Source organism: Bacillus sp. GBSW19, from assembly GCF_002998655.1.
Classification (GTDB): domain Bacteria; phylum Bacillota; class Bacilli; order Bacillales; family Bacillaceae; genus Bacillus.
Genome location: NZ_PVRF01000001.1, coordinates 859,730 through 886,421 on the forward strand (window position 1 = coordinate 859,730; position 26,692 = coordinate 886,421).

Sequence of the window (26,692 nt, forward strand, 5' to 3'; positions counted from 1 at the left end):
TTTTGATAAAGGAGGTTATTTTAATAACGATTCATATGGCGTGTGATCGATGTCTTTTTCTTGAAGGCGCTTCAGTAAAAACTTATGATCCCGCTTTGGGGTAGCGATAATATAGCCGCGAATGATTAAATCTAAATTAATGCTGGCAGCTTGTTCTTTTAAAGCCAGCTCGCCAATCTTTCCCGCAATTTTTTCTTTGGCTACATCTCTAAACAGCTCTGGAACAGGTAATACGAGTTCATTTAAAAGCTTTTTGTCTTCTTCCCGCCATAGGTGGAGGCTCTTTTGAATATATTCATCCTGCCAATCAAGCTCTGATTTCCCATCTTCCTTCGGCAATCGTTTTAAAAATTTGCGAAACATAAAAAAGCCACCGATTGCGAGTAATCCGATCATCACCGTACCCCAAAATAAAATGAACCACAAAAACCAGCCGCTTAACATGTTCTCACTCCTTATACCCCTCGTCTCTCTATCTTATTTTACATGAAGAGATGATAGAAGAAAATAACAAAAATGTATGTCTCTCATCTCTATGAACGCCTTTTTTCATTCATAACTGCCCATTTACTAGAAAGACCCAAACCATCTAGTAGAAAAAGAATACATTATCATATAGCGACTCTACTATTTGGCCATGGTGGTTCGCAAAAGGTATTGACTTGACACGAACGGAAGAGAGCCCACCAAATGAAGGTGGGCTCTTAATGTTTGAAGTGCGGGATTTGAAAGGAAAATGCCCCGCTTGGATGGTCAGAACTTTTTTTAATTCTTATCGAAATAATTCGGTTTTCGTATTCTGTTTCAATATCTTTGTCGTTCAGATAAAAAGGGAGCATGACACTTTTTTCAATTGGCTGTTCGCCTTCATCATTTGGCTTTTGTACCGTGTAAGCGAGAGTCAGCTCATGTCCAGCGAAGGTCAGCTTTACATCAGTGATCGACAGGGTGGAGACATCAATCTCAATAATATAATCGCGGCTTGTTTCATAAAGATCAATTGGGAGGTGTTCATCATACCAGGCAAATGGATCATCCATTAAGACATTGAGCCAATCATCTATTTCTAGAAAATCAGAGGAATTCGATTGTTTTTCATTCTCCATAAACACTCCTCCATCACATCTCATAATAAATGATATGTTGAGAACTGAAATGTGTGAAAGACCTAAAACATCCCGCTTTGCCACGGGATGAGAGGAGGGTGTTTACATATCATGATGAGAATTGTGCTTTTGTCTTGTATGGTTGCGGTTTTTTACTTTTTTACTGCCTGATAATGGCTCCGGCTGTCCGCTTTGATGTTCCTTAGGCGAGTTTTGACGGATGTCTTTTCCTGTGTTTTTATTCGTCATAATGTTTGCTCCTTTCTTATTGGTTTTTTTTACGTTTTTTATTATTTTGTCTTTGTTCTTCTGTTAAAACGAGTTGATCATTTTCAATATAGCCTGCACCATTTCCTTGGCTTTTGGCTGCGTTCATGCCGTCAATCACATGATTTGCTTTACGTTTTGTCATGTTCTATCACCTCAATTGTAGTATGAACCCGCTCTGCTTGGATTATGAAGAGTAATCATTTCCTAATGATAAGATAAACTTATTGAATTTAATAAAAGCATTGTTATTTACTTATGTATGAATTTGTTTTAAGATGAAATTGTGAGAAAATTGTGGTGAAATACGACGATTTTTCTGAGAATTGAAATTGATCTTGATCATCAAAAGGGGGATTTTGGACATGTCGAAACAGCAGCAAGTCGCTAAACAAGACGCTTTTCAATCTAGAAAAACGTTTTCGACAAATGGGAAAACGTATCACTATTATTCGTTAGAAGCACTAGAGAAACAAGGAATCGGAAATGTTTCTAAGCTGCCTTATTCCATTAAGGTACTTTTAGAATCAGTGCTTCGCCAAGTAGACGGTAGAGTGATCAAGAAGGAACACGTTGAAAACTTGGCAAAATGGGGAACTGCCGAGGTCAAAGAAATTGATGTTCCATTTAAACCTTCTCGTGTTATTTTACAAGACTTCACGGGTGTACCAGCCGTCGTTGACCTTGCTTCTTTAAGAAAAGCAATGGCAGATGTAGGCGGGGACCCGGATAAAATCAACCCTGAAATTCCAGTTGACCTTGTCATTGACCACTCAGTACAAGTTGATAAAGCTGGAACTGAAGATGCTTTAAACATTAACATGGATTTAGAATTCGAACGTAACGCAGAGCGTTATAACTTCCTTAGCTGGGCAAAGAAAGCGTTTAATAACTATCAAGCTGTTCCGCCTGCAACAGGGATTGTTCACCAAGTAAACTTAGAGTACCTTGCAAGTGTTGTTCATGCGATTGAAGAAGATGGCGAGATCATCACTTACCCAGATACATTGGTTGGTACCGACTCACATACAACCATGATCAACGGTATCGGCGTACTTGGATGGGGCGTTGGCGGTATTGAAGCGGAAGCTGGTATGCTCGGTCAGCCTTCATACTTCCCAGTACCAGAAGTCATTGGTGCTAAATTAGTTGGAGAGCTTCCAAACGGAACGACTGCAACTGACCTTGCATTAAAAGTGACACAAGTTCTGCGTGAAAAAGGCGTAGTGAACAAATTCGTTGAATTCTTCGGACCTGGAGTTGCACAACTGCCGTTAGCGGATCGTGCAACGATTGCGAATATGGCGCCTGAATACGGTGCTACTTGCGGATTCTTCCCAGTAGATGAGGAAGCTCTTGCTTACCTTCGCCTTACTGGACGTGATGAAGAGCAAATTAATATCGTTGAAGAATATTCTCGCGCAAATGGCTTATTCTATACGCCAGATGCAGAAGAGCCAATTTTTACGGATGTTGTGGAAATTGACCTTTCTCAAATTGAATCAAACTTATCTGGTCCAAAGCGTCCACAAGATTTGATTCCACTTTCTGAAATGAAAGAGACGTTCCATCAGCACATTGAAAGCCCAGCTGGTAACCAAGGGTTTGGCTTAGAAAAATCAGAGCTGGATAAACAAATTGAATTTGATCTAGCAAATGGTGAAAAAGCTGTGATGAAGACAGGTGCGATTGCGATTGCAGCGATTACGAGCTGTACGAATACATCGAATCCATACGTCTTAATCGGAGCAGGTCTTGTTGCGAAGAAAGCAAGTGAGCTTGGTATGAAGGTGCCAAACTACGTGAAAACGTCACTAGCACCAGGTTCTAAGGTTGTGACAGGATACCTCGTGAACTCAGGACTTCTTCCATACTTAAGAGACCTCGGATTTAACATCGTTGGGTATGGCTGTACAACATGTATCGGAAACTCAGGACCGCTTGCGCAAGAAATCGAGGATGCTGTCTCTGAAAATGATCTGCTGATCACTTCTGTTTTATCAGGTAACCGTAACTTTGAAGGGCGTATCCACCCGCTTGTGAAAGGAAACTACCTTGCATCTCCACCATTAGTTGTGGCGTATGCACTTGCTGGTACGGTGAATATTGATTTAACAAAAGACCCTATCGGTGTGGATAAAAATGGTGAGAACGTTTATTTCGATGATATTTGGCCATCAATGGACGAAATCAACAGCGTCGTCAAAAGCACTGTCACACCTGAGTTATTCCGTTCAGAGTATGAAACTGTTTTTGACAACAATGACCGCTGGAATGAAATTAAAACGACGGATGATGCATTGTACAAATGGGATGAAAATTCCACATACATTGATAACCCGCCATTCTTTGAAAACCTATCAGTTGAACCTGGTAAGGTTGAACCGCTTAAAGGCTTGCGCGTCGTTGCCAAGTTCGGTGACTCTGTGACAACTGACCATATTTCTCCTGCTGGAGCGATTGGTAAAGACACACCTGCGGGTAAATACTTGCAAGAAAGAGGCGTATCGCCTAGAGACTTTAACTCATACGGATCTCGCCGTGGTAACCACCATGTCATGATGAGAGGTACTTTTGCAAACATCCGTATTAAGAACCAAATCGCACCAGGAACAGAAGGCGGATATACAACTTATTGGCCAACTGGTGAAGTGACATCCATTTATGATGCATGCATGCGTTATAAAGAAGATGGAACAGGTCTTGCGATCTTAGCAGGTAAAGACTACGGAATGGGTTCTTCACGTGACTGGGCTGCAAAAGGAACAAACCTTCTTGGAATTAAATTTGTTCTAGCTGAAAGCTTTGAGCGTATCCATAGAAGTAACCTTGTCTTCATGGGCGTACTTCCTTTACAGTTTAAAGACGGAGAAAGTGCAGAAACTCATGGTCTAACAGGAACAGAAACATTTGAAGTTCATGTTGATGAAACAGTTCGTCCACGTGATCTTGTCACTGTGAAAGCAATTGATACAGATGGCAATGAGAAAATATTTGAAGTGGTTGTTCGTTTTGATAGTGAAGTCGAAATTGACTACTATCGTCATGGCGGTATCCTTCAAATGGTACTTCGTGAAAAATTGGCAAGCAACTAATACTCATACAGCAAAGAAGAGAAGGCGCCTAGACAGCTTTCTCTTCTTTTTTAAAATAGTGGAGGATCAATCATGTGGAAAAAAGGAATGGCAAGCGCTGTTTTACTTGTGTTGATTGGTTTACTTGTGTGGAATTTACTTGAACCAAAAGAGCCCGCAATCGGTCTTGAAAAAGGGGATCAAGCCCCTGATTTTGAACTTAAAACCCTAGATGGTCAAACGGCCTCGTTATCTGATTATCAAGGGAAAAAGGTGCTCGTCAATTTTTGGGCGACATGGTGTAAGCCATGCAGGACAGAAATGCCGGATCTAGACGCAATTAGAAGCGAATATGATCAGGTCGAAGTACTTGCGGTGAATTTGACGACCACTGAAAAAAGTGTAGATCATGTTGCAGCATTTGCAGATGAATTAAAGCTGAGCTTTCCTATTTTATTGGATCAAAAAGGCATTCAAGCACGATATCAGGTGCTTTCATACCCCACGACATACATATTAGATGAAAAAGGACGAATCGTGTCTGTAAAGCATCAAATGCTGACAAAAAAAGAAATTGAGCAAGAGCTGGGTCTATAATGATTCAGCTTTTTTGCTTATTTTCTAAATGTTTTGGCGAAAATGAAATACAAACACTGGAGGTGAGTACAATGAGAAGAAGAAAACGACGTACATTTGAAGAGCTTGTACTTGAAAATAAAAAAGAATTATTAAGCAATGAGGAATTTTTAAACCAGCTTGAAGAAAAGTTGGAAGAGCGTTTTAGACAGAAATAAGTTATGAATTATCCTTTTTCGTTCATCCTAAAGAAGAGGGAGGGATGAATGATGGGCAGAGAGCATGATAAACAAGCGCAGTTTACACCAGACCATTTAGGGACAAAACCTGTAGCGTACAAACGTAATAAAGGAAAAAAGATGCATAATAAATCAAATGAACAGCCTGATGTCATACAGACGAAGGGCGAATAAGGAGGGAATCATGATGAATGGAAAGTCATATCAATCCAATCCAGATGATCGTTCTGATAATGTTGAAAAGCTGCAAGATATGATCGAAAACACCCTTGACAATATCGATGAATCTGAAGCAGCGATGGCCCTTTCGACAGATCAAGAAAAACAGATGATCAAGCAAAAAAATGAAAATAGAAAAATGAGTATTGATGCCATGCGCTCTGAGATCAAGGACGAAGAAGCAGCAAGAAAAAATGGCTATACCGAATAAACCAGGGATTCCTGGTTTATTTTATTGCCTCCTTTTAGAAGAACCATTTCGATTGTGGTAAAATGGCAGAGACCTTAGGTTTTGATAGGAGAGCGATGAAAACGTGTATGTATCTAAAAAAGAAATAGAAGTCCGTTATGCAGAAACAGACCAAATGGGCATCGTGTATCATGCCAATTATTTAATCTGGATGGAAGTCGGCAGAACAGCACTGATTAAAGAATTAGGATTTTCCTATGCGCAGCTAGAAGCAGACGGCGCTCTTGCACCCGTTATAGATTTACAGGTGCAATATAAAAAACCATTGCTGTACGGTGAAACAGCGACAGTTCATACGTGGATTGAAGAATACAATGGACTCAAAACGGTGTATGGCTACGAAATTCAAAAGCCTGATGGGCAAACAGCGATTACAGGGACAACCTCACATATTTGTGTAGACAAAGAAACCTTTAGACCTATTCAATTTAGAAAAGCTTTTCCTGCCTGGCACAAAGTATACGAACAGTCGAAGAAGCAGGTTTAATTCATGGCGTTTGGTATTAAAAGAAGCGATCTAAATGCGTGGAAATCAGCTGTCCAGCAAGGAGAACTGGCCTTTTTAACCCATTATTGGCTTGATGACCGTTTCCCGCATGCCAATACCGTCACTAAAGCAGCCTGTCAGGATATGAAGCAGTTAATTGAGTGGGGAGAAAAACATGGACTCAAAAAAGAATGGATTCATGACCGCGCAGGGTTTCCACACTTTGACTTGATTGGTGAACCACAAAAAAGAATCCTGCAAAAGGAGCGGTCTTTAGGAAACATTCATGAGTATGGGCTATATATTGAAGGATAAAACAAAAAAGATACCCGAGGGATGAGGTATCTTTTTTGTTTATTCATAATGAAACTCTGGTTCTTTCACGGACTCGTTATAATCAATATGCAGATCATGGTTGTCAAAATACCAAATATCACTTTCTTCAACAAAGAAAGTAATACCTTCTATTTCAGCGGTTGCGCCGGCATTTTGAGGTTCATCTTTTGCGACGCCGAGAGAAAAGCCTTTTTGTACATTACTGCACCCGCCATATCTCACAAAAAAGCGAACTTGATCACCTTTTTCTAAATCTAGTTCATCCTTGTACCAATTGAGTGCATCTTCTTTTATCGTTAATTTCAATGTGATCGCCCCTTTTTGAAGTCATGCTGTTTTTTTAAATGCAGGATGCAAAAACAGCTTTTCTTTCCTTTTACCACATAATGAAACTTATGAAACGGCTAGAGCCATTTGATTTTCGGTTCAGTTTTGTTGAGGATTCGTTTGAGGTTGGCGATGTGTCTGTAGATCACAAAACCAGCTAGAACGGCAACAACAATGATTAAGAATACGTCTTTGGTGAAAATGCTGTAAATGAATGTATAGATACCGGTCAGCATAGATGATAGTGAAACATATTTACTAATGTATAAAAATAAGAAAAAAGCAGCGATCATCGTGATAAATAAGAATGGGGCATAAAATAATAACACGCCGCCAGATGTAGCGACTGCTTTTCCCCCTTTAAATTTTGCAAAGACAGGAAAGCTGTGACCGATAACAGCAGCAACTCCTGCTAATAAGGGATGAATGTCCAGTTGCATGAAAAACGGTAAAGCAGAAGCAAGGGTTCCCTTTAAAATATCAGCTGAAATCACGATAGACCCTGCTTTTACGCCAAGTGTACGAAATGCATTCGTTGCACCTAGGTTTCCGCTGCCATGTTCACGGATATCGATACCCTTTGCAGCTTTCCCGACAATGAGACCGGATGGAATACTGCCGAGAAGATAAGCCAAAATAAACATCAAAGCAATTAACATCTGCATAACTCCTTTATATTCTCCCTCTTGTCTTACATTTTAACATGATCTTATGAAAAACATGGGGATCTTTTTTTGAAAAAATCAAAAGCAGATGGATTCAGCTTTGTTTTTAAGCAGAAGTTCGCTAAAATAGAGGAAAAGGGGTGTTTGGATGAATCATCCTACGAAACAAGAAATTGGCCGTATATTAAAGAGCAGTAAACGAATTGCTGTTGTTGGATTATCAGATCAGCCGCACCGAACGTCTTATATGGTGTCTAAAGCGATGCAAGATGCCGGATATGAGATCATTCCGGTGAACCCAACGATTGATGAAGCACTTGGTGTGAAAGCAGTCGCTTCTTTAAAGGACATCAAAGATCCTGTTGATATCGTCAATGTCTTTAGACGTTCAGAGTTTTTGCCCGAGGTGGCAGAAGAATTTCTTGAAATGGACGCACCTGTTTTTTGGGCGCAGCAAGGCATCTATCACGAGGAAGCGAAAAGGCTGATTGAGGAAAATGGCAAGGTCGCCATCATGGATTTATGTATCAAGGTGGCTCATGCAATGACAAAAACTCATTAAATCGTCAAAAATCCTTGGTTTTCAAGGATTTTTGCTTTTTTGTTGCAGAAATATATTTGCGATTCTAGAAGAAAGCGATAAAATAAGGCGACAGGGACATAGCGGTGACCTTGCATATCAAGAAAAAGAGCGATAAGATAAAGGTAGAACGTTTGTTCTGTTTTGTGAAAACCATCATATGATTGCATTTGGCTTATCAAACAGTCTTGTTTATAATGGACTTCTAGTTCTGATTGCAGAATGTAGAACATTTCTCATAGCCGTGCAAAAGAGCATGTTTTGTTGATTCACACATGCATGGTGATGATGCAGCTTATTAAAGTGGACAGTAATGAGCAGCATGATCATCATTAAAATCTAGAGAGATCATTTGATGGTTTGCCGGTTATGTTTGTTAGTGAAAGGGGATTAAGCATTTGGTTAAAAAGCAGCAAGTAGATTATAACGATGATTCTATTCAGGTGCTAGAGGGACTTGAAGCGGTCCGTAAACGTCCAGGGATGTATATTGGGTCTACGGATTCACGCGGTCTTCATCACCTTGTCTATGAGATTGTAGACAACTCTGTCGATGAAGTGCTCGCTGGCCATGGAGATCATATCATTGTCAAAATACATAAAGATAACAGCATTTCCGTTCAAGATAAAGGACGCGGGATGCCTACTGGTATGCATAAGCTTGGAAAACCGACACCTGAGATCATTTTAACGGTCCTTCACGCAGGCGGAAAATTTGGTCAAGGCGGATATAAAACAAGTGGTGGGCTTCACGGAGTTGGGGCATCTGTAGTAAACGCGCTGTCAGAATGGCTCACTGTCACAATTGAACGCGACGGCTTTATTTATCATCAGCGCTTTGAAAACGGCGGAAAGCCTGCCACATCACTTGAAAAAGTCGGAAAAACGAAAAAAACAGGAACACTGATTCATTTTAAACCTGATCCAACTATGTTCAGTGTCACGACCTATAACTTCGATACTTTATCAGAACGTTTAAGAGAATCTGCCTTTTTATTAAAAGGATTAAAAATAGAGCTGATTGATGAACGACATGATGTACAAGAAACCTTTTATTATGAGACAGGCATTGAAGCCTTCGTTGCTTATTTAAATGAAGAAAAAGATGTTCTGAGTGAAGTGGTCTCATTTGAAGGAGAGCATCAATCCATCGAAGTAGATTTTGCTTTTCAATTCAATGACGGCTACTCGGAGAATATTCTTTCTTTCGTCAATAACGTCAGAACGAAAGATGGCGGTACGCATGAGTCTGGTGCCAAAACGGCGATGACGAGAGCCTTTAATGAATATGCACGCAAAGTAGCCCTTTTAAAAGAAAAAGACAAAAATTTAGAAGGCACTGATATTCGCGAAGGACTGTCAGCCATTATTTCTGTCAGAATTCCTGAAGAACTGCTTCAATTTGAAGGCCAGACAAAAGGAAAGCTTGGGACAAGTGAGGCTCGCTCGGCTGTTGATGCTGTTATTTCTGAAAAGCTGGCTTATTTCCTTGAAGAAAACCGGGAAACAGCCACTCTTCTTGTGAAAAAAGCGATTAAAGCGCAGCAGGCAAGAGAAGCTGCTAGAAGAGCACGTGAAGAAGCAAGGAGCGGCAAGAAACGGAAAAAGTCCGAAGCAACACTGAGCGGAAAATTAACACCTGCTCAATCTAGAAACCCAGCAAGAAACGAATTGTACCTAGTAGAGGGCGACTCAGCGGGCGGATCAGCAAAGCAAGGGCGTGACCGTAAATTCCAAGCGGTGCTGCCGCTTCGTGGAAAGGTCATCAACACAGAAAAAGCGAAGCTTGCTGATATTTTCAAAAATGAAGAAATCAACACCATTATTCATGCGATCGGTGGAGGCGTCGGTGTCGATTTTAATGTAGAAGACATCAATTATGACAAAATCGTGATCATGACAGATGCTGATACAGATGGAGCGCATATTCAAGTGCTTCTACTGACGTTCTTCTACCGCTATATGAAGCCGCTGATTGAGCATGGCAAAGTGTTTATTGCACTACCCCCTTTATATAAAGTCAGCAAGGGCTCAGGGAAAAAAGAAATCATTGAGTACGCATGGTCTGATGAAGAAATGGATGACGTACTGAAGAAAGTTGGAAAAGGGTACACGATTCAGCGCTATAAAGGTTTAGGTGAAATGAACGCCGACCAGCTATGGGAAACGACAATGAATCCAGAATCGAGAACACTTGTCAGGGTCAAAATCGACGATGCTGCACGTGTGGAACGCCGCGTCACGACATTGATGGGTGACAAAGTAGAACCACGACGTAAATGGATTGAAAAGAATGTCGCCTTTGGACTTGATGAGGAAAGCAACATTCTTGAAAATGAAAACTTGTCGCTAGCTGAGGAGGTTTAAACATGGCACAACAAGAACGATTTCATGATTTACCATTAGAAGAAGTGATCGGAGACCGGTTTGGTCGCTATAGTAAATATATTATCCAAGACCGTGCGCTTCCAGATGCGCGAGATGGACTAAAGCCTGTACAACGAAGAATCTTATATGCGATGTACGCAGAAGGAAACACGCAAGATAAAAACTTCCGTAAAGCCGCGAAAACAGTCGGTAACGTGATTGGTAACTATCATCCGCACGGTGACTCATCTGTTTATGAAGCGATGGTGAGAATGAGTCAGAATTGGAAAGTACGAAATGTGCTCATTGAGATGCATGGGAATAACGGGAGTATCGATGGAGATCCGCCTGCTGCCATGCGTTATACGGAAGCAAGGCTTTCTGCCATTGCTTCAGAGCTATTAAAGGACTTAGACAAGGAAACGGTCGAATTTGTCGCAAACTTTGATGATACAAGCAAGGAGCCAGTTGTTTTACCAGCGATGTTTCCAAACCTTCTCGTGAATGGATCAACAGGGATTTCAGCAGGTTATGCCACCGATATCCCGCCGCATCATCTGGGAGAAGTGATTGATGGTGTCATTAAACGAATCGAACAGCCGCATTGTACGGTTGAGGATTTAATGACAGTCATCAAAGGTCCAGATTTCCCAACAGGCGGTATCATTCAAGGGGTCGACGGCATTAAGAAGGCTTATGAAACAGGAAAAGGAAAGATTATGATTCGCGGAAAAGCGGAAATTGAAACCATCCGCGGCGGACGCCAGCAAATCGTGATCACAGAAATTCCTTATGAAGTGAATAAAGCCAATCTTGTCAAAAAGATGGACGAGTTCCGAATTGAAAGAAAAGTTGAAGGAATTTCAGAGGTTCGAGATGAGACTGACCGAACTGGGCTTCGAATCGTGGTAGAGCTGAAAAAAGAAGCAGATGCAAATGGTGTCTTGAATTTCTTATATAAAAACTCAGATCTGCAAATTCCATATAACTTTAATATGGTGGCGATACATAATCGTAGACCAACCTTAATGACGCTGACAACTATACTTGATGCATATATTGCCCATCAGAAAGAAGTGGTGACGAACCGCTCAGCATATGAGCTTCGAAAAGCGAAGGAACGCCACCATATTGTAGACGGATTAATTAAGGCGCTTTCCATCTTAGATGAAGTCATTGCCACAATCCGCTCCTCTAATGATAAGCGAGATGCGAAAAACAACTTGATGGAGAAATATGACTTTACAGAAGCACAATCAGAAGCGATTGTTTCCCTCCAGTTATATCGATTAACGAATACGGATATTACGCAATTAAGAGACGAAGCTAGTGAGCTTGATGTGCGTATAACAGAACTTGAAGACATTTTAGGTAACGAGAAAAAGCTGCTAAAGGTCATTACAAACAGTTTGAAAAAGCTCAAAAAGACATATGCTGATGAGAGACGATCTGTCATTGAGGAAAAAATCGAAGAAATTAAGATTAACCTTGAAGTGATGATCGCCTCAGAGGATGTTTACGTCACGGTGACGAAGGATGGGTACATCAAACGGACAAGCCAGCGCTCCTATGCTGCATCTAACGGTAAGGACTTTGGCATGAAGGATACAGACCGCCTGATTCATCAGTTTGAAATGAATACAACGGATGTCCTCCTATTGTTCACGAATAAAGGGAGCTATATTTATTGTCCAGTTCATCAGCTGCCAGACATACGCTGGAAAGACATGGGGCAGCATATTACGAATATCATTTCAATTGATCGTGATGAATCAATTCAAAAAGCCATACCAATTAAAGAATTTGATGAAACGTCGTATCTTCTGTTCTTTACAAAAGGTGGAATGGTGAAGAAAACAGAGCTTCTTCAATATAAAGCGCAGCGCTATTCGAAACCGCTTGTCGCCTTGAACCTAAAAGGGGACGATGAACTCGTGGATGTTCATGTGACAACAGGACAGCAGGAATTGTTTATTGCGACGAAGAATGGCTATGGATTGTGGTTTGATGAAGAAGAAGTAAGTGTTGTTGGTCCGAGAGCGGCTGGTGTCAAAGGAATCAACTTGAAGGATGGGGACGAAGTAGTCTCTGGCCAGATCATTGATCCGAAAAACGATGTCCTCGTGCTGACGACTCAAAGAGGGGCTGTGAAGCGAATGAACCTCTCTGAATTTGATAAAACATCTAGAGCCAAACGCGGAGTTCTGATGCTAAGAGAATTAAAGAAAAACCCGCACCGTATTGTGGCTGTTATTGCTGCATCACTGCACGATACACTTGAGATTGATACGGATAAGGGTGCAACGATTCCGCTTGATATCTCTACTTTAAGAGCGAATGACCGCTATAGCAATGGATCATTTATTGTAGATGAGGAAGAGCAGGGAGAAGTAACACATGTCCTTGTCACACCTCAACCTGCGCCAGATGACAATAAATAAGCAAACGAAAACCCCCTGCGATAAACAGGGGGTTTCTTTTATATACGGGTCATTTAGCTCTCGTGGTTGCCAAACATGCTTGTAATGGCGTGCACTACTTCAATTCCTTGGTAGACGAAAAGAGAAAGTGAAGTGACAGAGAATAGACCTAGAATGAATACTCTTAAGAAAAATAACATCGTGTAAAACCTCCCAATTTTTGTTTTGATTTAGATGGTTGGGTTAAACACGAGATAGTCGGAAATAAGAAGATTGATAGAATACTGCAAGTAAATGCTTCTTTTTCCGGTCAAATTGATCAGTATGAGTGATGCGTGCAAATCCAGCTGTCATACTGCCAATCATCAGCAGTACTGTAAATGCGGCAAATACTGCGCTCACATGTTTTTGTTTCTTTTCATCGCCCATTGTCTGAGCGATTTTCATTTCATGTGATTCTTGATCGGCAACCACCTTTGCATGATGGTATACCTGAACGGAATGAGGCATTGAGAACAAATGAAAACTTGCGAGTGCTATAAATAAGACAGCTAATTTTAGCAGCATATTTTTTTTCATTTTTCTCACCCCTTCCTGTTTATTTTCATGATCTTACCACGTTTTCTGTTATTTGAAAAGTCTTATTTTTTTACTTTCCCTCTTTAAAAAAGCGATAAACATCAGGACATTTATAGGACTGTTTCACTTCATGAAAGGTTTCAATTTTATTTTTTAAATTTAAAAAAAGTGCCATGATCGAGGATCAGACACTTTTAGTGAACTTGTAATGAACGCGGTTTTGCTACAGCTTTTGTAAAGATTCCTGCAATACATATGGCGAATAAAACAAAAATAAAGGCATGAAGCAGTCCTACTTGATTGGCAAGCAGCCCTAATATAGGCGGCCCAGAAAGAGAGGCTGTATAACCTGATAAGGTCACAATGCTGACGCGTTTCACGGCGTACTGGCTATCATCACCAGCTGCAGAAATGGTTAGCGGGAAGCCTAAAGAAGCGCCAAGTCCCCATAAAAAGATCGATATCATACATACAACAAGTGAAATCTTTAAAATGACCAGAAATAGTCCGGCGGCGGCTGATAAAATCGCAATTCTTAGCAATAACACCCTGCCGAAACGATCGATCAAACGTCCGCTGATTAGTCTGCCGCTAATCATCCCGCATAAAAATAAAGCATAGATGACTGTACTCATGGAATGTGAAACCTGGTAGCCATCCACCATTGCAAGTGGAATCCAATCATTGGCAGACCCTTCGACAAACGCAAGACATAAGGCGATCATCGCAAGAGAGACTGTTCGTTTGTTCAGCCATGGCGTTTGAGTATCATCTATTGTATCTGACTGCTTCTCATGCTGATCCTTTCCTGTACCGTGCGGAATAAACCGTGTGCAAATCAAGATGCTGAGAAAGAAAAGAAGGGCAATGACAAGTAGGTGATTCAGCACAGAGACCCCTAGATGGATAAAAAGAATGCCAGCTCCTGCTCCAATTAAAGTGCCAATGCTAAAGGAAGCGTGCAATATAGGCAAAATGGTTTTCTTGATACTGTATTCAATTTCTGTCCCTTCTAGGTTCATCGCCACATTGCACATACCTGAGCCTGCTCCAAAAAGAAATAGACCGGCAGTGACGACAAAGATAGAAGAGAGTGTTGAACCAATGGCAAGAGTGGTGAATCCAAGGAACATCAAAAAAGCACTGATCACAATCGCCACGCGGCCGCCTTTTTTTCGAACAAATACATTTGAAAGAACAAGCCCGACAATTGAACCAACGGATAAGCCAAGTAAAATAAGTCCCATCGTTCCTGTATTGGCTTGTAATAAATCTCTGACTTCCGGTGTCCGTGAAAACCATGTAGAGATGGAAATTCCAGACATCGTGAAAATGACTATTATCGCTTTATACCACTTTAATTCCATCTAATCCCTCACATTTAAAGATGTATCTGTCACTGAACAAATCTACTCGATTATAAATGAGATGGGCTGATTCGTAAATAACTTGAGGCAGGAACATGAACAATTCTAGTCAAAAGAAATCTTGCCTTCCCAATTCTTCTGACGAGAAGGTAAAATAAACATAAAGGGGGAGGAAGCATGAAGTCATATCGTATCGGTGTGTTGAAAGGAGACGGGATTGGGCCAGAAATTGTACAAGCAAATATGCGCATCTTAAAGGCAGCGCTATCACAGTTTCAGGAGTCATTTGTGGAATATGTCGAATGTCCAATTGGCTTTGAAGCCATCCACTCTCACCAAGATCCTGTGCCAGCATCTACTATAGAAGAATTAAAAAAGTGCCATGGGTGGATTTTAGGTCCTCATGATTCTGCCTCATATCCAGAGATATTGACAGAGAGGAGAAATCCAAGCGGAGAGCTCCGTCATACGTTTGATTTATTTGCAAACATTCGTCCATCTCAATCATTACCTGGGGTACAGGGCCTTGTGCAAAACGTCGATCTCGTGATTTTTCGAGAGAACACAGAAGGCTTTTATCCAGATCGGAACATGTATCATGGGGTAGGAGAGTGGATGATTACGCCAGAGGTCGCTATATCCACAGGTGTGTTTACCAAAAAAGCGATTACACGTATTGCTCATGCAGCTTTTCAAAGTGCAATGGAGCGCAGGCGAAAGGTGACCATTGTTCACAAGGCAAACGTAATCAAATTAGGATCTGGTTTATTTCTGCGAACATGCCAAGAGGTGGCAAAAGCATATCCGCACGTGACAGTAGAAGATCTACATATCGATGCAATGGCAGCTCACTTAGTAAGACGTGCCGGTGATTTTGATGTCATTGTGACAGAGAATATGTTTGGGGATATTTTATCGGATTTAACAGGGGAACTAGTCGGAAGTTTAGGGATCGCCCCTTCATTAAATTGTAACGAAAACCAAGCGATGGCACAGGCAGCACATGGATCAGCACCGGATATTGCTGGGCAAAATATCGCCAATCCCATGGGGTTAATTCTTTCTACAGTCATGCTTTTTGACTGGTTATATGTGAAATATCATGATGACAGGCTGAAAAAGACGGCTGTTCTTATAAGACGCACTCTGGATGAGATGATGAAAATGAACATAAAAACGAAGGATTTAGGAGGAAGCGAAACCACGACACAATTCACAGATGCATTCATTCAAATGATGAATCAGGATAAATAGAAGTGAAAAGGAAAAAATGATCCAAGGAGAACATTATGTTTCTAGTGACCAAACCCTGATCGCAGATCGAGAAATTGACATTTGCATACCAGCAAACCAATCAGCCAGAAAAAAGAACATCCATTTTAAAGGAATTAGAGGTTGGCGAGCATTTTTTTGCAAATTTTGATGCATCGGCTGGACACCCGCTTGACCTAATAGAACGTGCAAAAGGCATTGAATTCGGCAAACCAGTCACCATTGGAACTATGTATGGATTGGCGGTGGCGCCATTATTAATCCAGATGTCACCATAAATATCTTGATAAATCAAAATCTGGCGAATAAACGTGGGATTTTGATTTTTTCTTTTTTGTCTCAATAAGATAAGTATACTTAGATTTGAGACAAGAGAAATTCATTTGCGCTGTAACTTCCTAGAATATATATTATGTAAACTAAAAGAGCCCGAGTTTAAGTTTTGATTGTATTCATAATTGCTATTACTCGAGCTACTCAAAAAGTATTAAAAGGCTTGCTATTAAGTTGGAACTTCGACATTTAATTACTTTCAAGACAATTGTTAACAAAAATGGTTTTAATAAAGCGGCTGAACATTTGGGTTATGCGCAATCTTCTATAACTACACATGTTAAAGAATTAGAAAAAGAATTAGGCAGGCCCCTTTTCGACCGATTAGGAAAGAGAATAATATTGACTCACTTCGGAGAGCAATATCTTCCTTATGCAAATCAAATAATTGAACTATACGAACAATCACTAACTATTGATAAGGAACCTCAAGGAGATCTAACTATAGGAATATCAGAATCCTTAACTATTTGCCGGATTCCTCTTATTCTCCTCGAATTTAAGCAGAAATATCCGAAAGTGAGTCTTTACGTTAAGTCATTAGAAAATTACGATGTCACCAAGAGCCTTCAAAGTGGTGACATTGATTTAGCTTTGGTTTTGGAAAACAAGAACTGGACACAGGAGGAGTTGTATATCGAAGAATTAGTACGGGAGATAATGGTCTTCATTAGTCCACACAGCAAAGGGGACACATTAAATACTGCATTATATTCTGATTTAAGATGTAGTTATAAATCAGTTTTCGATGATTACATTATATCAAATGAACTTTATATAAAAGATAGTATAGAGTTTCAAAGCATTGAAGCAATAAAACACTGTGTTAAAAATGGACTAGGAGTATCTCTTGTTCCCTTCTTTTCTGTAAAAGAAGAACTAAAAAATGGCCTATTTAAGGGAGAGAAAGTTTCAAACCAACAAAATTCCCTATCGACTTACTTGACATATCACAAAAATAAATGGCTATCACCCTCTATTAATAGCATGATTGAACTAGTTCAAAAACATGCAAAAACTTGGGAATAAGTATAGAAGGTGCTTTATAAAGCGCCTTTCAGACCGTAGTTTTTACCGAAGGTAGAAAAGTGCGGAATTTTCTCGGAAAACCCATACCCAATAAACCAACGATAAGCAACATTGGTTTCAATTTCTTTAATGGTTTGACGCATGGAGCGAATGCCAAATAGATATTGGATCAAAACCATTTTAATGAGAACAACGGGGTCCACACTTGGTCTACCATTTTTGAAACTATAATGATCTTTAACAAGATTATAAACGAAGTCAAAATCGATCGCTTGATCTATTTTCCGTACAAGATGATCTTCAGGCACTAATTCATCTAAAGCCACTACTTCTAATTGGTTTCGTCTTTCTTCTTCACGTTTCGATAACATGTTCATTCCCCACAGAATTGTGTTATTACCCTTTATTATTATATGTATATTTTTTAGGGTCATAATTGTTCAAGTAAAGTTAGTTGCTCCGTTTGTTCAATAAGAAAAGGAGGTGCCGCAGCTACCTCCTTTGTTAAGTCAAAGCACCCTTTAGTTTTATAAGCAACACTTCGAAAATACGAGATTATTGTAGCATACTCTCCAATTTGTCCTTCACTAGCACCCATTCTTGGTCGATTACACTGTAATACACAGAGTCTCTTAAATAACCGTCAGGCATAACCATATGATTCCGAAGCACCCCTTCTTTTACCAAACCCAACCGTTCAATTGCCTGCTGAGACCGCACATTTCTGCTATCTGTTTTCAACTGAACACGAATTGTCCCAAGTGTTTCAAAGCAGTGTTTCAAAAGAAGATACTTACATTCTGTATTTATTCTAGTTCGCCAAACAGTTGGAGACAGCCATGTCCAACCAATTTCCAAGTTACGATTTGGTATGGATATATTAAGAAAACGAGTGCTTCCCACAATTTTCCCCGAATTCTTATCGAAGATAACAAAAGGAAATTCGCTTCCTTGCTCTCTCGCTTGAAGTGCTCCATTCACAAGGGACTTCATATCTTCAATCGATTGAACCCTCATTGGCATGTGTGCCCATATATCTGAATTGTTTCCCGCATCAAATAATTCCTGTACGTGATAATCTTCCATAGGTTGTATCTTTACTCTATCTCCTATTAATACTACAGGCGTTATCTCCATAATTCTTCTTCTCTCCTTTTTTAGATATCGGCTTAAAGAAGACCCTATACCTTTAGCTTTAGTGTTGATAGTATCAAATAAACTGATCTCTTCTTCATCTTCCAAATAATGAAAAGCTAAAAATGGCACATTAATAAATGCATTTGTTTCTTCTAAATATAACTTAATTCCACCTAATCGATGCTGACCATCCATTTGTTAAAGAGACATTTGAAAATGGTGACAAGTAATATCTAATCCAACTTTAAGGTAGAATCTATGTGCATCATGCCTATGAACACCAGAATCTAAATGAAATTGTCCACACTCATTTTCCTTTGCTTGACTTATTAGCCAATCCCATAGAATTTTTGCATACTCGATCATCGCAATCTACTGAATTGATGTCTCCTTTCACATATAAAAGATATTATTCTCCAGTCTCAGCAAACTGTTTCAATCGATCTCCAATTTCATCTCTTACCCTTTGGAAAAATGCCCACCTCTCTTCTTCTGTTCCTTCTGCTTTTGCTGGATCATCAAAGCCCCAATGGACACGTTCGACATGAGGTGGAGTCATCGGGCATTTATCAGCTGCATCACCGCATAGTGTGACGACTAAGTCAGCGTGATGCAATATCTTTTGATCAATCAGGTCAGACGTTTGATTAGAAATATCAATCCCTATTTCTTTCATTGCTTTTACAGCATTCGGATTTAATCCATGAGCTTCAATACCAGCGCTATAGACCTTCCACTCATCTCCAAGATGTTTTTTAGCCCAACCTTCAGCCATTTGACTGCGGCAAGAATTACCGGTACATAAAAAGTAAATTGTTTTCTTTGACATGTTGATCGTCTCCTTTAATGTATAATCAATAGCCAGAAATACAAAGCTAAAAGCGTGATGAATAGTGTTGGTACAGTTAAAATGACTCCTATTTTGAAATATGTGCCCCAGGAAATCTTCACACCTTTTTGAGAAAGGACGTGGAGCCACAGTAGTGTTGCTAAGGAGCCAATGGGCGTAATTTTTGGTCCTAAATCAGAACCAATGACATTTGCGTAAATTAACGCTTCTCTCATTATTCCTTGTGTATCGGTACCGGATATGGCTAATGCATCGATCATGACCGTCGGCATATTATTCATGACAGATGAAAGCATTGCTGCGATAAATCCCATACCAAGAGTCCCTGCCAATAAACCTTGATCTGCTACAGCTTGGATCACGCTTGAAAGAGCATCAGTGAGCCCTGCATTTCGCATGCCATAGACAACAACGTACATACCTATGGAAAAGAAAACGATCGCCCATGGTGCTTCTTTTAGAACGCTTTTTGTTTGGACAGCAGGGCTTTTTTGTGCAATGACCAAGAATAAAATGGCAATCACACCAGCTATGACTGATACAGGTATAGATAAAAATTCGCTTGCAAAATAACCAATCAACAAAAAAGCTAATATATACCAAGATAATCTAAACATCTTTGGATCTTTTATTGCTTCACTAGGATGCTTTAACTCAGTCATATCATAGCGTTTAGGTATACTCTTTCTAAAGAAAAGGTACAGTACAGTGATACTCGCTAGCAATGAAAAAAGGTTTGGAACAACCATTCTGGATGCATATTCAATAAACGTAATGTTGAAATAGTCGGCTGTTACAATGTTCACCAAATTACTAACGACAAGGGGAAGCGAAGTTGTATCTGCAATAAACCCACTCGCGATAATAAAAGGGAATACAATTTTTTCATTGAAGTGTAATGCTCTGACCATTGCTAAAACAATGGGTGTCAAAATAAGTGCTGCACCATCGTTTGCAAATAAAGCAGCGACGATTGCACCAAGGATGGTCACATACACAAACATACGCAGCCCACTGCCTTTTGCAGCCTTTGCCATATGCAATGCTGCCCATTCAAAAAAGCCGATTCGATCAAGTATGAGTGAGATGACGATAATGGCAACAAAAGCTAAAGTCGCATTCCATACGATGCCTGTCACGGTGATCACATCGTCAACATTCACAACACCTACGATTAATGCTAAAATGGCCCCTCCACATGCGGACCACCCTATGGATAAATTTTTTGGCTGCCAAATAACCAATACCAAAGTTAACAAAAATATGAGTAATGATAAAACGGCAAAACTCAAACCCATCCCTCCTTACGAACAAGAAATGTTTGTTGCGTTATGTTGTATGCTTTTTAAAAGGTCATCTTCTTTATCAATTAGATTTAAGATGATACAAATCGTCTCAAATTCTGGACACAGTGTATTGATTGAATAATAACGCCACTGCCCTTTTCTGTTCTCATGGACAAATCCAGCTTTTTTTAATTTTCGTAAATGCTGACTAATCGCTGGTTGACTCATTTCGAACTTATCTACCAGTTCACAAACACAATATTCCTTCTCCAAAAACAATTTCATCATAATGAGTCTTGTTTGATCACTGAGTATTTTTAAACAATTCGACATATGTAACAAACCAATTGAAACATCTGAAGTCACAATGGTTCCCTCCCTCTTTTCAAATATTGGTGACGGTCCCTGTTATCAACTCCTCCAATATTATATAACTGAATACTTATATAATCAATTGATTATATGGATTTGAACAAAAATTTGTTCCCGTTAAAATTATTGATTAATGTTTTTTTCTTTTATTTTTTATTCATCAAAAAAATTGATTATTGTAGAATCCTTATTTGACTATTGTTTATAAAGCAAAAAATGGATCTACATTTCTTTCAATGGTCTGTCATATGACAATTCCTATTCTTATATAAATCCCAATGGCTCATTTTGTTGATGCGCTAGCTCCATTCCTCCTACCAAATAGAGAGCGTTCTTTTTATTTATATCATCATCAGGCCAAGTGCGGATTAGTTGACGCAATCTAACTGCAACGGTCTTACACACATCTGGCATTAAGTAACTATCAGAATCCTAAAGATCCAGCAATGGATATGTCATCTTGATAGTTTTCAAATGGAAGTCGGTGTAAGACCAATCTGCTTCACAATGGCGGATTTCCATATTTTCAAAGAGAGACAATTCTAATAGGGTTATTTTGATTTAATCCCTGCACCACAAAGAGGTATGACAATGGTTTCTTCTGATTCCTTTTTATATTTCATGTAGCCAGCCAAATTGACTGCAGATGTCACTTCTACATAAAATCCTTTCTCACTTAGTTTAGAGCGTGCATTTAGAATCTCATCTTCTTTAATATCAATAAACGTACCATTGGTATCTAGTACAGCTTCTAAAATTTGTTTGGAGCGTGCTGGAGCAGCAATGGCAATCCCTTCTGCTAAGGTCCCTTTATTCGTCACAGGTGATGCTGATTCCTCTTCATTTTGATAAGCTTTCACAAGGGGTGCACAGTTTTTCGCTTGTACGGCAACGATTTTCGGTATTTTATGAATGAAACCATTTTCAAATAACTCTTTAAAGCCATAATACGCACCTAGGAGGAGAGTACCGTTTCCAACCGGAATGATTAAAGCATCAGGTGCTCCTTTTAGTTGCTCATAGATTTCATAGGCATATGTTTTTGTTCCTTCAAAAAAATAAGGGTTATAGACATGGCTTGCATAAAAAACGTTTTCATTGTCTACTGCCTTTTGTGCCGCAGCTGCAATGTCCTCACGTGTACCATGAATTGTTTTAATCGCTGCTCCATGTGCTTTTATTTGAGCAACCTTTTTAGGCGAAGTTTCATCGCTTAGATAGATGTCACAGGCAATACCACAACGTGCTGCATAAGCTGCAATCGCCGTTCCTGCATTCCCACTACTGTCAGCAATCACTTTTGATACCCCTAATTCTTTAGCCTTTGTCATTAGAACAGCGGCTCCTCGGTCTTTAAAGGATAATGTCGGCATCATATAATCAACTTTTACATAAGTGTTTGGCTCATTAGGGTCTAGAACGATTAAAGGGGATTGACCCTCCCCCATTGTGACAGTTTCCCAAGTCTTTGAACCTTTTGTAAATGGCATGGTTTCAACATAACGCCATAATGAACTTGGATAGTCATCCCAAGCTGCAACATCTATTTTCGGAGTATCTTTCACCAGATTTAATACTCCACCACAATCACATTTCCATAGAGTTGGTGTCATCTCATACTTTCTCCCGCAATGGTTACAAATCAATTGATTCATCGATCATCTACCCCTTCGAATATTTTTTTATATGAAATATAATTTTTTATATAGAGTAGGCAAAAAAATATCTTAAATATATGCAATGGCATCAATTTCAATTTTGAAACCAAAATGTAATTCATTCGTTGGTACAATCGTACGTGCTGGTTTATGTTCACCGAAAAAATTAGTATAAACAGCATCTACTTTGTCCCATAAATGAATATTCGAAATGTATAATGTCATGCGCAAGATCTTCTTTTTTTTACTTCCAGCAGCCTCTACAATCATCTCTACATTCTTAAGCGCTTGTAATGTCTCTTCTTCAATGTGGCCGAACTCTTTTTCTCTCGTTTCGGGATTGATGGCAAATTGTCCTGAAACATAGACCGTGTTTTGATGAATGGTTGCGAATGCATAGTGTCCGTTTGATTTTAGATTTCCTACCTCGAGTATGCTTTTCATTTTGACACTCCTTACCTCGATTTATTTTTGATTTCATCCAAATAGCTATAGACGGTTACTTTGGAAATGCCTAACATAGATGCGACCTTCTCAACAGATCCTTTCATTAAAAAGATGCCCTTTTCATCCATAAATTTAATTAGTTCAATTTTTTCATGACGTTTCATGACTGGATGAACACTGTTTTGAATAATTTGTTGAATCAATTGATCTACTATTTCTTCCACATTTTCAAGATCATCATTTGATGTTGTTTCTTTCTCTTGAGCTGCCACTTGTGTAGAAAGAAAAGTATCCATAAATTGCTGCATTTGATTTAGTGCTTCAACATCAAAATTGATACAGAAAGCACCAATCACCTTTTGCTTTGAATCACGTATTAATGAAGTCGAAGAACGAATCGTACGCTTATCTTCTGTTACAAATGTATAACCAGCCAGATAATCTTCTTTAAAATCTTCTGATTGTAATACAGTCTTTACTAGATGATCAAATGATTGGCCGATTTCTCTTCCTGTCACATGGTTATTTACTGTAAACATGACAGATGCTTGAGGGTTCGTTAAATCATGAATAACCACTTCGCAATTTGGTCCAAACATTTTTGCAGTAGATTTTGCTAAAGGAATATAACTCTCTAATAACTTTTTAATATGTTCCATGCCTAAGCACCTCATTTTTTTATTCCACTAGATTATATAATTTTTTATATATAAAAACAATATGTAGATTTATTTATACATTATGATGATTACAAGATCACAAATATGAAATTCACCATATAAAAAAAGCAGCCATTGACTGCTTTTTACTTGTGCTCCTTTCTAATTGTCTTTTTGCTGGATTCCATACAAAATGACGTCAATTCCCCATCGGAATCGTTCCATTGAAACGGGATCACCTGCAAACATTTCTTCTTTTACACGATGAATGAAAGGAAAACGCGTTTTGTCTGCATCATGAAATGCTTTTTTTGTGTCTGAAATCTGCGAAGAGCCTTGTTTCTTCCAAGAGACCTTTTCGTAAGCTACGGAAGATACGTATAACAGTAACAGGTCTACTCCCCATGCAGCGGATGTAGATTTGATCCCGCCTTCATGCAATGCAGCGAGAATATGTTCGGTCAACTGAAGAAAGTTCGTTCCTTGTGGAATGGTGGAAAGAGAAATTTCAGCAAGACCAGGTTTTTCAAATAGCAGCAGGAAATAAGTATGCAATATTTCACATAACTTTTCTTTCCATGTGCCATCCACTGAATCTGGATAAACCATTTGGCCGAGACCATAATCCAATACGTAAGCACTTAGTTCTTGAAAATTGTTCACGTAGACATACAAGGATGCAGGTCCCGTATCCAATGCTTTAGCCACCTTACGCATACTCATGCCCTCTATCCCTTGCTCCTTAAGAAGCGAATAGGCAGTTTTAACAATAAGCTCACGGCTTAAGGGCTCTTTAGCCGGCCGAGACCGACGACTTATAATACGACGATTTGAATTGTTCATACTCTCTTTATATCATGTCAAAGTAAAATAGTAAATTGAGCATCAATCACCGTTTACTTGAAAAGAATTCATCATATCTGCAAGCTTGACCGCAGCGTCTTTTGAAAAACACAGTTTTAAACTATTCTCCGATTCCTGAGCCTTTTCCGATGAATATTCATACATCATTTCTTCGTACTCTTCAATAGCCTTTTCAATATCATTAGGATGTCGGACAATAGCAAGTGCAAGCTCCATTGCATCAAACATCGCCATGTTTACACCCTCACCTGCGAATGGTGTCATGAGATGAGCTGCATCACCGATAAGCGTTACTCCTTTATGACGGTTCCATTTAAAACCGACAGGAAGCGTATAAATACGTCTTGGAATGATGACATCTTCTGCATAACGAATATAATTTTTCAGCTGATCATCCCAATCACTAAATAACTCTAATAATGGTTCTTTCGCTTCATTCGCTTGATTAAATGGAATGCCACAAGTCTCGATCCAGCTGCGTTCTACCATAAGGCTTGCATACACTTTTATTCGTCCATCTCCGTTTAACTGACCAATAATTCCTTTGTGATCAGCTAAAGCAAACATTTTACCACGTTTATTAAATTCAGCTAAATCAGGGTGGTTCACCTCTACGTTGAGGACATTCAGTTCAAGCATCGTGAGCCCGGAGTATTCAATATCAATATCTGTTAACAGTGGACGTACACGAGAAAATGCACCATCTGCTCCAATCAAAAGGTCAACCGTCTCGACAACCCCGTTTTCAAAATGAAGTTCTGTCATGCCGTTTTCTAATGAAACACATCTATCTAGTTTATATCCGTATTTGATGTTTTCAGCATCAATTTGATCTAACAGCATTTTACACAAAACACCACGATCAATTTCTGGCCGAGTGCCTTTTTCATGTGATTCAGTTTCTTCGTCTAGATAGATTCTTCCTACTTTATCAAATAACCGGAAATCTTCTCCTTCATAGCGAGCGTTCTTTTGAAATTTCTCATAAACTCCTGCTTCCTTTAAGGCTTTTTGACCTGTTTCTTCGTGAATATCCAGTGAGCCTCCTCTTTCAAGACTCTTGTCATGCATCTCCCGTTCATAGATGGTTGTTTGTATACCGTAATTTTGCAGAATTAAGGCGAGTGTTAGCCCTCCTGGTCCTCCTCCAATGATAGCGATTTGCTTTTGTTTTTTAGATAATGTCTGCATCGTATGCATCTCCTCTTCTTTATGGAAGTAGTGTAAAATCACATCTCATTTATATTATAACGAACATAGTTCGTAAAGAACAGTGTTCGTTTAAAATGGTTTATTTCATGAATGTGTGCTTTAATTGTAATGAACCCAATCATTCGACACCCAAAGGATATAAATTGGACACTTCGATTTAGGGATTTTAAAGGATTTCAAATCATAACATGATTCTTAGATCAGTCGGTTCCTAATGTTTCAATGCTGAGTCTGCGAGGTGTTTCTATGAATAAATTATTGGCAATGTTGATATTAGGATTGAGCTTTAGTGGTGCTGCTCTCATTCTTTCTGTCCCTTTGTTATTCAAATCCAAACCAGAACAATTTGAGCTGATGTTTGCTGCTGGATCAGCAGGCGCATTCGCAGTATTTGCTGTCTCATGCCTAGTTTTTCGAAAACAATTCAATCGCTCATTAGAACAATGAAAAATCGTTTTTTGCGGCGTTTATTCACTATATATCTTTTTGAGTTGGATCAAATGTTTTTATCTTGTCTGCTATCATCTTCCTGTTTCATTCAAGATGGCTGTAAATGTGCTATTACTAAATATCAAGCCTTTTAAAGTCACGCTACCTGAACGTCTTCAATTGATCGAAACAAAAATAAGCCATTGATTCAATATGGCTTATCATGTAAAACTATATTCAGTCACAGCAAACTGCTGTAATCAACCCCCAATTTCATCTCTCACCC

31 protein-coding genes and 2 pseudogenes are annotated in these 26,692 nt (G+C 39.3%); 14 read left to right on the top strand and 19 right to left on the bottom strand.

Annotation, left to right across the window (positions count from 1 at the left end):
* Positions 1-15: 15 nt before the first annotated feature.
* From C6344_RS04560 to sspO, 4 genes are all read right to left on the bottom strand, one after another.
* Complete coding sequence (locus C6344_RS04560; RefSeq protein WP_034660775.1) at positions 16-444, bottom strand: DUF2621 domain-containing protein; 429 nt, start codon at positions 442-444, stop codon at positions 16-18.
* A 260-nt stretch (positions 445-704) separates the two neighbouring features.
* Positions 705-1,106, bottom strand: a complete 402-nt coding sequence (locus C6344_RS04565; protein ID WP_034660776.1) for an Hsp20/alpha crystallin family protein — start codon at positions 1,104-1,106, stop codon at positions 705-707.
* 102 nt (positions 1,107-1,208) lie between these two features.
* A complete protein-coding gene (locus C6344_RS04570; RefSeq protein WP_012010105.1) occupies positions 1,209-1,355 on the bottom strand; it encodes a small acid-soluble spore protein P in 147 nt (48 codons plus the stop codon).
* A gap of 16 nt (positions 1,356-1,371) precedes the next feature.
* Positions 1,372-1,518 (bottom strand): small acid-soluble spore protein SspO, encoded by a 147-nt coding sequence (gene sspO / locus C6344_RS04575; protein WP_003210995.1) that lies wholly within the window; start codon positions 1,516-1,518, stop codon positions 1,372-1,374.
* Positions 1,519-1,738: 220 nt separating this feature from the next.
* Here sspO and acnA point away from each other — a divergent pair, with 220 nt between their 5' ends.
* The 7 genes from acnA to C6344_RS04610 all read left to right on the top strand — a co-directional run bounded on the left by acnA (position 1,739) and on the right by C6344_RS04610 (position 6,533).
* Complete coding sequence (gene acnA / locus C6344_RS04580; protein ID WP_034660778.1) at positions 1,739-4,468, top strand: aconitate hydratase AcnA; 2,730 nt, start codon at positions 1,739-1,741, stop codon at positions 4,466-4,468.
* A gap of 72 nt (positions 4,469-4,540) precedes the next feature.
* On the top strand, positions 4,541-5,044 hold the full coding sequence (locus tag C6344_RS04585; protein WP_106030942.1) for a TlpA family protein disulfide reductase: 504 nt from the start codon (positions 4,541-4,543) through the stop codon (positions 5,042-5,044).
* Between the two features lie 71 nt (positions 5,045-5,115).
* Entirely contained in the window at positions 5,116-5,241 is a 126-nt protein-coding gene (locus C6344_RS04590) for an FbpB family small basic protein (protein ID WP_003211002.1), read from the top strand.
* A gap of 51 nt (positions 5,242-5,292) precedes the next feature.
* Positions 5,293-5,436, top strand: a complete 144-nt coding sequence (locus tag C6344_RS04595) for an acid-soluble spore protein N (protein WP_008357830.1) — start codon at positions 5,293-5,295, stop codon at positions 5,434-5,436.
* A gap of 13 nt (positions 5,437-5,449) precedes the next feature.
* Positions 5,450-5,692, top strand: coding sequence for a small acid-soluble spore protein Tlp (gene tlp, locus C6344_RS04600; RefSeq protein ID WP_003211760.1), 243 nt, complete (start codon positions 5,450-5,452; stop codon positions 5,690-5,692).
* Positions 5,693-5,795: 103 nt separating this feature from the next.
* Positions 5,796-6,218 carry an acyl-CoA thioesterase gene (locus C6344_RS04605; RefSeq protein ID WP_034660781.1) on the top strand — a complete coding sequence of 141 codons (423 nt, stop codon included), beginning with the start codon at positions 5,796-5,798 and terminating at the stop codon, positions 6,216-6,218.
* A gap of 3 nt (positions 6,219-6,221) precedes the next feature.
* On the top strand, positions 6,222-6,533 hold the full coding sequence (locus C6344_RS04610; protein WP_034660782.1) for a hypothetical protein: 312 nt from the start codon (positions 6,222-6,224) through the stop codon (positions 6,531-6,533).
* Between the two features lie 39 nt (positions 6,534-6,572).
* On the opposite strand, the gene C6344_RS04615 is transcribed toward C6344_RS04610, so the two are convergent.
* Both C6344_RS04615 and plsY read right to left on the bottom strand, forming a co-directional pair.
* Complete coding sequence (locus C6344_RS04615; protein ID WP_003210876.1) at positions 6,573-6,860, bottom strand: HesB/YadR/YfhF family protein; 288 nt, start codon at positions 6,858-6,860, stop codon at positions 6,573-6,575.
* Positions 6,861-6,958: 98 nt separating this feature from the next.
* Complete coding sequence (plsY, locus tag C6344_RS04620) at positions 6,959-7,540, bottom strand: glycerol-3-phosphate 1-O-acyltransferase PlsY (RefSeq protein ID WP_060596428.1); 582 nt, start codon at positions 7,538-7,540, stop codon at positions 6,959-6,961.
* 154 nt (positions 7,541-7,694) lie between these two features.
* Between plsY and C6344_RS04625 the strand changes: the two genes are divergently transcribed.
* The 3 genes from C6344_RS04625 (at position 7,695) to parC (ending at position 12,933) form a co-directional block, all read left to right on the top strand.
* On the top strand, positions 7,695-8,108 hold the full coding sequence (locus C6344_RS04625; protein WP_034660785.1) for a CoA-binding protein: 414 nt from the start codon (positions 7,695-7,697) through the stop codon (positions 8,106-8,108).
* 416 nt (positions 8,109-8,524) lie between these two features.
* A complete protein-coding gene (parE, locus tag C6344_RS04635) occupies positions 8,525-10,492 on the top strand; it encodes a DNA topoisomerase IV subunit B (RefSeq protein ID WP_060596429.1) in 1,968 nt (655 codons plus the stop codon).
* 2 nt (positions 10,493-10,494) lie between these two features.
* A complete protein-coding gene (gene parC / locus C6344_RS04640; protein WP_060596430.1) occupies positions 10,495-12,933 on the top strand; it encodes a DNA topoisomerase IV subunit A in 2,439 nt (812 codons plus the stop codon).
* A 53-nt stretch (positions 12,934-12,986) separates the two neighbouring features.
* On the opposite strand, the gene C6344_RS19095 is transcribed toward parC, so the two are convergent.
* The 3 genes from C6344_RS19095 to C6344_RS04650 form a co-directional block, all read right to left on the bottom strand.
* Complete coding sequence (locus C6344_RS19095; RefSeq protein ID WP_008343787.1) at positions 12,987-13,112, bottom strand: hypothetical protein; 126 nt, start codon at positions 13,110-13,112, stop codon at positions 12,987-12,989.
* A gap of 43 nt (positions 13,113-13,155) precedes the next feature.
* The gene (locus C6344_RS04645) at positions 13,156-13,491 is read right to left on the bottom strand and encodes a hypothetical protein (protein WP_034660789.1); all 336 of its coding nucleotides are present in this window, start codon (positions 13,489-13,491) and stop codon (positions 13,156-13,158) included.
* Positions 13,492-13,685: 194 nt separating this feature from the next.
* Positions 13,686-14,858 (bottom strand): MFS transporter, encoded by a 1,173-nt coding sequence (locus C6344_RS04650; RefSeq protein ID WP_106072783.1) that lies wholly within the window; start codon positions 14,856-14,858, stop codon positions 13,686-13,688.
* Between the two features lie 177 nt (positions 14,859-15,035).
* Here C6344_RS04650 and C6344_RS04655 point away from each other — a divergent pair, with 177 nt between their 5' ends.
* From C6344_RS04655 to C6344_RS04665, 3 genes and pseudogenes are all read left to right on the top strand, one after another.
* Positions 15,036-16,112 (top strand): isocitrate/isopropylmalate dehydrogenase family protein, encoded by a 1,077-nt coding sequence (locus C6344_RS04655; protein WP_106061906.1) that lies wholly within the window; start codon positions 15,036-15,038, stop codon positions 16,110-16,112.
* Between the two features lie 16 nt (positions 16,113-16,128).
* A pseudogene (locus tag C6344_RS18950) lies at positions 16,129-16,407 on the top strand (maltose acetyltransferase domain-containing protein); the annotation flags it as partial.
* A 230-nt stretch (positions 16,408-16,637) separates the two neighbouring features.
* Positions 16,638-17,492: a LysR family transcriptional regulator gene (locus C6344_RS04665; protein WP_106072784.1), complete on the top strand. Its 855-nt coding sequence runs from the start codon at positions 16,638-16,640 to the stop codon at positions 17,490-17,492.
* A 35-nt stretch (positions 17,493-17,527) separates the two neighbouring features.
* On the opposite strand, the pseudogene C6344_RS04670 reads toward C6344_RS04665, so the two are convergent.
* The 10 genes and pseudogenes from C6344_RS04670 to C6344_RS04720 all read right to left on the bottom strand — a co-directional run.
* Positions 17,528-17,863: pseudogene (locus C6344_RS04670) on the bottom strand (transposase); the annotation flags it as partial.
* A gap of 184 nt (positions 17,864-18,047) precedes the next feature.
* Positions 18,048-18,629, bottom strand: coding sequence for a GNAT family N-acetyltransferase (locus tag C6344_RS04675; protein ID WP_066031758.1), 582 nt, complete (start codon positions 18,627-18,629; stop codon positions 18,048-18,050).
* Between the two features lie 409 nt (positions 18,630-19,038).
* A complete protein-coding gene (arsC, locus tag C6344_RS04685) occupies positions 19,039-19,458 on the bottom strand; it encodes an arsenate reductase (thioredoxin) (protein ID WP_106071487.1) in 420 nt (139 codons plus the stop codon).
* Positions 19,459-19,472: 14 nt separating this feature from the next.
* Positions 19,473-20,771, bottom strand: a complete 1,299-nt coding sequence (locus C6344_RS04690; RefSeq protein ID WP_106047861.1) for an arsenic transporter — start codon at positions 20,769-20,771, stop codon at positions 19,473-19,475.
* 12 nt (positions 20,772-20,783) lie between these two features.
* Positions 20,784-21,131 (bottom strand): ArsR/SmtB family transcription factor, encoded by a 348-nt coding sequence (locus tag C6344_RS04695; protein ID WP_060596446.1) that lies wholly within the window; start codon positions 21,129-21,131, stop codon positions 20,784-20,786.
* A gap of 557 nt (positions 21,132-21,688) precedes the next feature.
* Complete coding sequence (locus C6344_RS04700) at positions 21,689-22,792, bottom strand: threonine synthase (protein ID WP_106072785.1); 1,104 nt, start codon at positions 22,790-22,792, stop codon at positions 21,689-21,691.
* Between the two features lie 72 nt (positions 22,793-22,864).
* Positions 22,865-23,239, bottom strand: coding sequence for a RidA family protein (locus C6344_RS04705; protein ID WP_106071485.1), 375 nt, complete (start codon positions 23,237-23,239; stop codon positions 22,865-22,867).
* An 11-nt stretch (positions 23,240-23,250) separates the two neighbouring features.
* The gene (locus tag C6344_RS04710) at positions 23,251-23,901 is read right to left on the bottom strand and encodes a helix-turn-helix transcriptional regulator (RefSeq protein ID WP_106072786.1); all 651 of its coding nucleotides are present in this window, start codon (positions 23,899-23,901) and stop codon (positions 23,251-23,253) included.
* Positions 23,902-24,063: 162 nt separating this feature from the next.
* Positions 24,064-24,744 (bottom strand): TetR/AcrR family transcriptional regulator, encoded by a 681-nt coding sequence (locus C6344_RS04715; protein WP_189313009.1) that lies wholly within the window; start codon positions 24,742-24,744, stop codon positions 24,064-24,066.
* A gap of 42 nt (positions 24,745-24,786) precedes the next feature.
* Positions 24,787-25,956, bottom strand: coding sequence for an FAD-dependent oxidoreductase (locus C6344_RS04720; RefSeq protein WP_106072787.1), 1,170 nt, complete (start codon positions 25,954-25,956; stop codon positions 24,787-24,789).
* A 267-nt stretch (positions 25,957-26,223) separates the two neighbouring features.
* Between C6344_RS04720 and C6344_RS04725 the strand changes: the two genes are divergently transcribed.
* Positions 26,224-26,424: a hypothetical protein gene (locus C6344_RS04725; protein WP_034660801.1), complete on the top strand. Its 201-nt coding sequence runs from the start codon at positions 26,224-26,226 to the stop codon at positions 26,422-26,424.
* Positions 26,425-26,692: the final 268 nt, after the last annotated feature.

What these genes read in the sequence shown, in the direction of transcription:
- C6344_RS04625 (WP_034660785.1), top strand. Translation starts at nt 7,695, where the DNA reads ATGAATCATCCTACGAAACAAGAAATTGGCCGTATATTAAAGAGCAGT.
- arsC (WP_106071487.1), bottom strand. Translation starts at nt 19,458, where the DNA reads ATGTCAAAGAAAACAATTTACTTTTTATGTACCGGTAATTCTTGCCGC.
- plsY (WP_060596428.1), bottom strand. Translation starts at nt 7,540, where the DNA reads ATGTTAATTGCTTTGATGTTTATTTTGGCTTATCTTCTCGGCAGTATT.
- C6344_RS04725 (WP_034660801.1), top strand. Translation starts at nt 26,224, where the DNA reads ATGAATAAATTATTGGCAATGTTGATATTAGGATTGAGCTTTAGTGGT.
- C6344_RS04650 (WP_106072783.1), bottom strand. Translation starts at nt 14,858, where the DNA reads ATGGAATTAAAGTGGTATAAAGCGATAATAGTCATTTTCACGATGTCT.
- C6344_RS04645 (WP_034660789.1), bottom strand. Translation starts at nt 13,491, where the DNA reads ATGAAAAAAAATATGCTGCTAAAATTAGCTGTCTTATTTATAGCACTC.
- C6344_RS04700 (WP_106072785.1), bottom strand. Translation starts at nt 22,792, where the DNA reads ATGAATCAATTGATTTGTAACCATTGCGGGAGAAAGTATGAGATGACA.
- C6344_RS04655 (WP_106061906.1), top strand. Translation starts at nt 15,036, where the DNA reads ATGAAGTCATATCGTATCGGTGTGTTGAAAGGAGACGGGATTGGGCCA.
- C6344_RS04585 (WP_106030942.1), top strand. Translation starts at nt 4,541, where the DNA reads ATGTGGAAAAAAGGAATGGCAAGCGCTGTTTTACTTGTGTTGATTGGT.
- C6344_RS04560 (WP_034660775.1), bottom strand. Translation starts at nt 444, where the DNA reads ATGTTAAGCGGCTGGTTTTTGTGGTTCATTTTATTTTGGGGTACGGTG.
- acnA (WP_034660778.1), top strand. Translation starts at nt 1,739, where the DNA reads ATGTCGAAACAGCAGCAAGTCGCTAAACAAGACGCTTTTCAATCTAGA.
- C6344_RS04675 (WP_066031758.1), bottom strand. Translation starts at nt 18,629, where the DNA reads ATGGAGATAACGCCTGTAGTATTAATAGGAGATAGAGTAAAGATACAA.
- parC (WP_060596430.1), top strand. Translation starts at nt 10,495, where the DNA reads ATGGCACAACAAGAACGATTTCATGATTTACCATTAGAAGAAGTGATC.
- C6344_RS04570 (WP_012010105.1), bottom strand. Translation starts at nt 1,355, where the DNA reads ATGACGAATAAAAACACAGGAAAAGACATCCGTCAAAACTCGCCTAAG.
- C6344_RS04565 (WP_034660776.1), bottom strand. Translation starts at nt 1,106, where the DNA reads ATGGAGAATGAAAAACAATCGAATTCCTCTGATTTTCTAGAAATAGAT.
- C6344_RS04715 (WP_189313009.1), bottom strand. Translation starts at nt 24,744, where the DNA reads ATGAACAATTCAAATCGTCGTATTATAAGTCGTCGGTCTCGGCCGGCT.
- C6344_RS04595 (WP_008357830.1), top strand. Translation starts at nt 5,293, where the DNA reads ATGGGCAGAGAGCATGATAAACAAGCGCAGTTTACACCAGACCATTTA.
- C6344_RS04610 (WP_034660782.1), top strand. Translation starts at nt 6,222, where the DNA reads ATGGCGTTTGGTATTAAAAGAAGCGATCTAAATGCGTGGAAATCAGCT.
- C6344_RS04710 (WP_106072786.1), bottom strand. Translation starts at nt 23,901, where the DNA reads ATGGAACATATTAAAAAGTTATTAGAGAGTTATATTCCTTTAGCAAAA.
- C6344_RS04720 (WP_106072787.1), bottom strand. Translation starts at nt 25,956, where the DNA reads ATGCAGACATTATCTAAAAAACAAAAGCAAATCGCTATCATTGGAGGA.
- tlp (WP_003211760.1), top strand. Translation starts at nt 5,450, where the DNA reads ATGAATGGAAAGTCATATCAATCCAATCCAGATGATCGTTCTGATAAT.
- C6344_RS04590 (WP_003211002.1), top strand. Translation starts at nt 5,116, where the DNA reads ATGAGAAGAAGAAAACGACGTACATTTGAAGAGCTTGTACTTGAAAAT.
- sspO (WP_003210995.1), bottom strand. Translation starts at nt 1,518, where the DNA reads ATGACAAAACGTAAAGCAAATCATGTGATTGACGGCATGAACGCAGCC.
- C6344_RS19095 (WP_008343787.1), bottom strand. Translation starts at nt 13,112, where the DNA reads ATGTTATTTTTCTTAAGAGTATTCATTCTAGGTCTATTCTCTGTCACT.
- C6344_RS04705 (WP_106071485.1), bottom strand. Translation starts at nt 23,239, where the DNA reads ATGAAAAGCATACTCGAGGTAGGAAATCTAAAATCAAACGGACACTAT.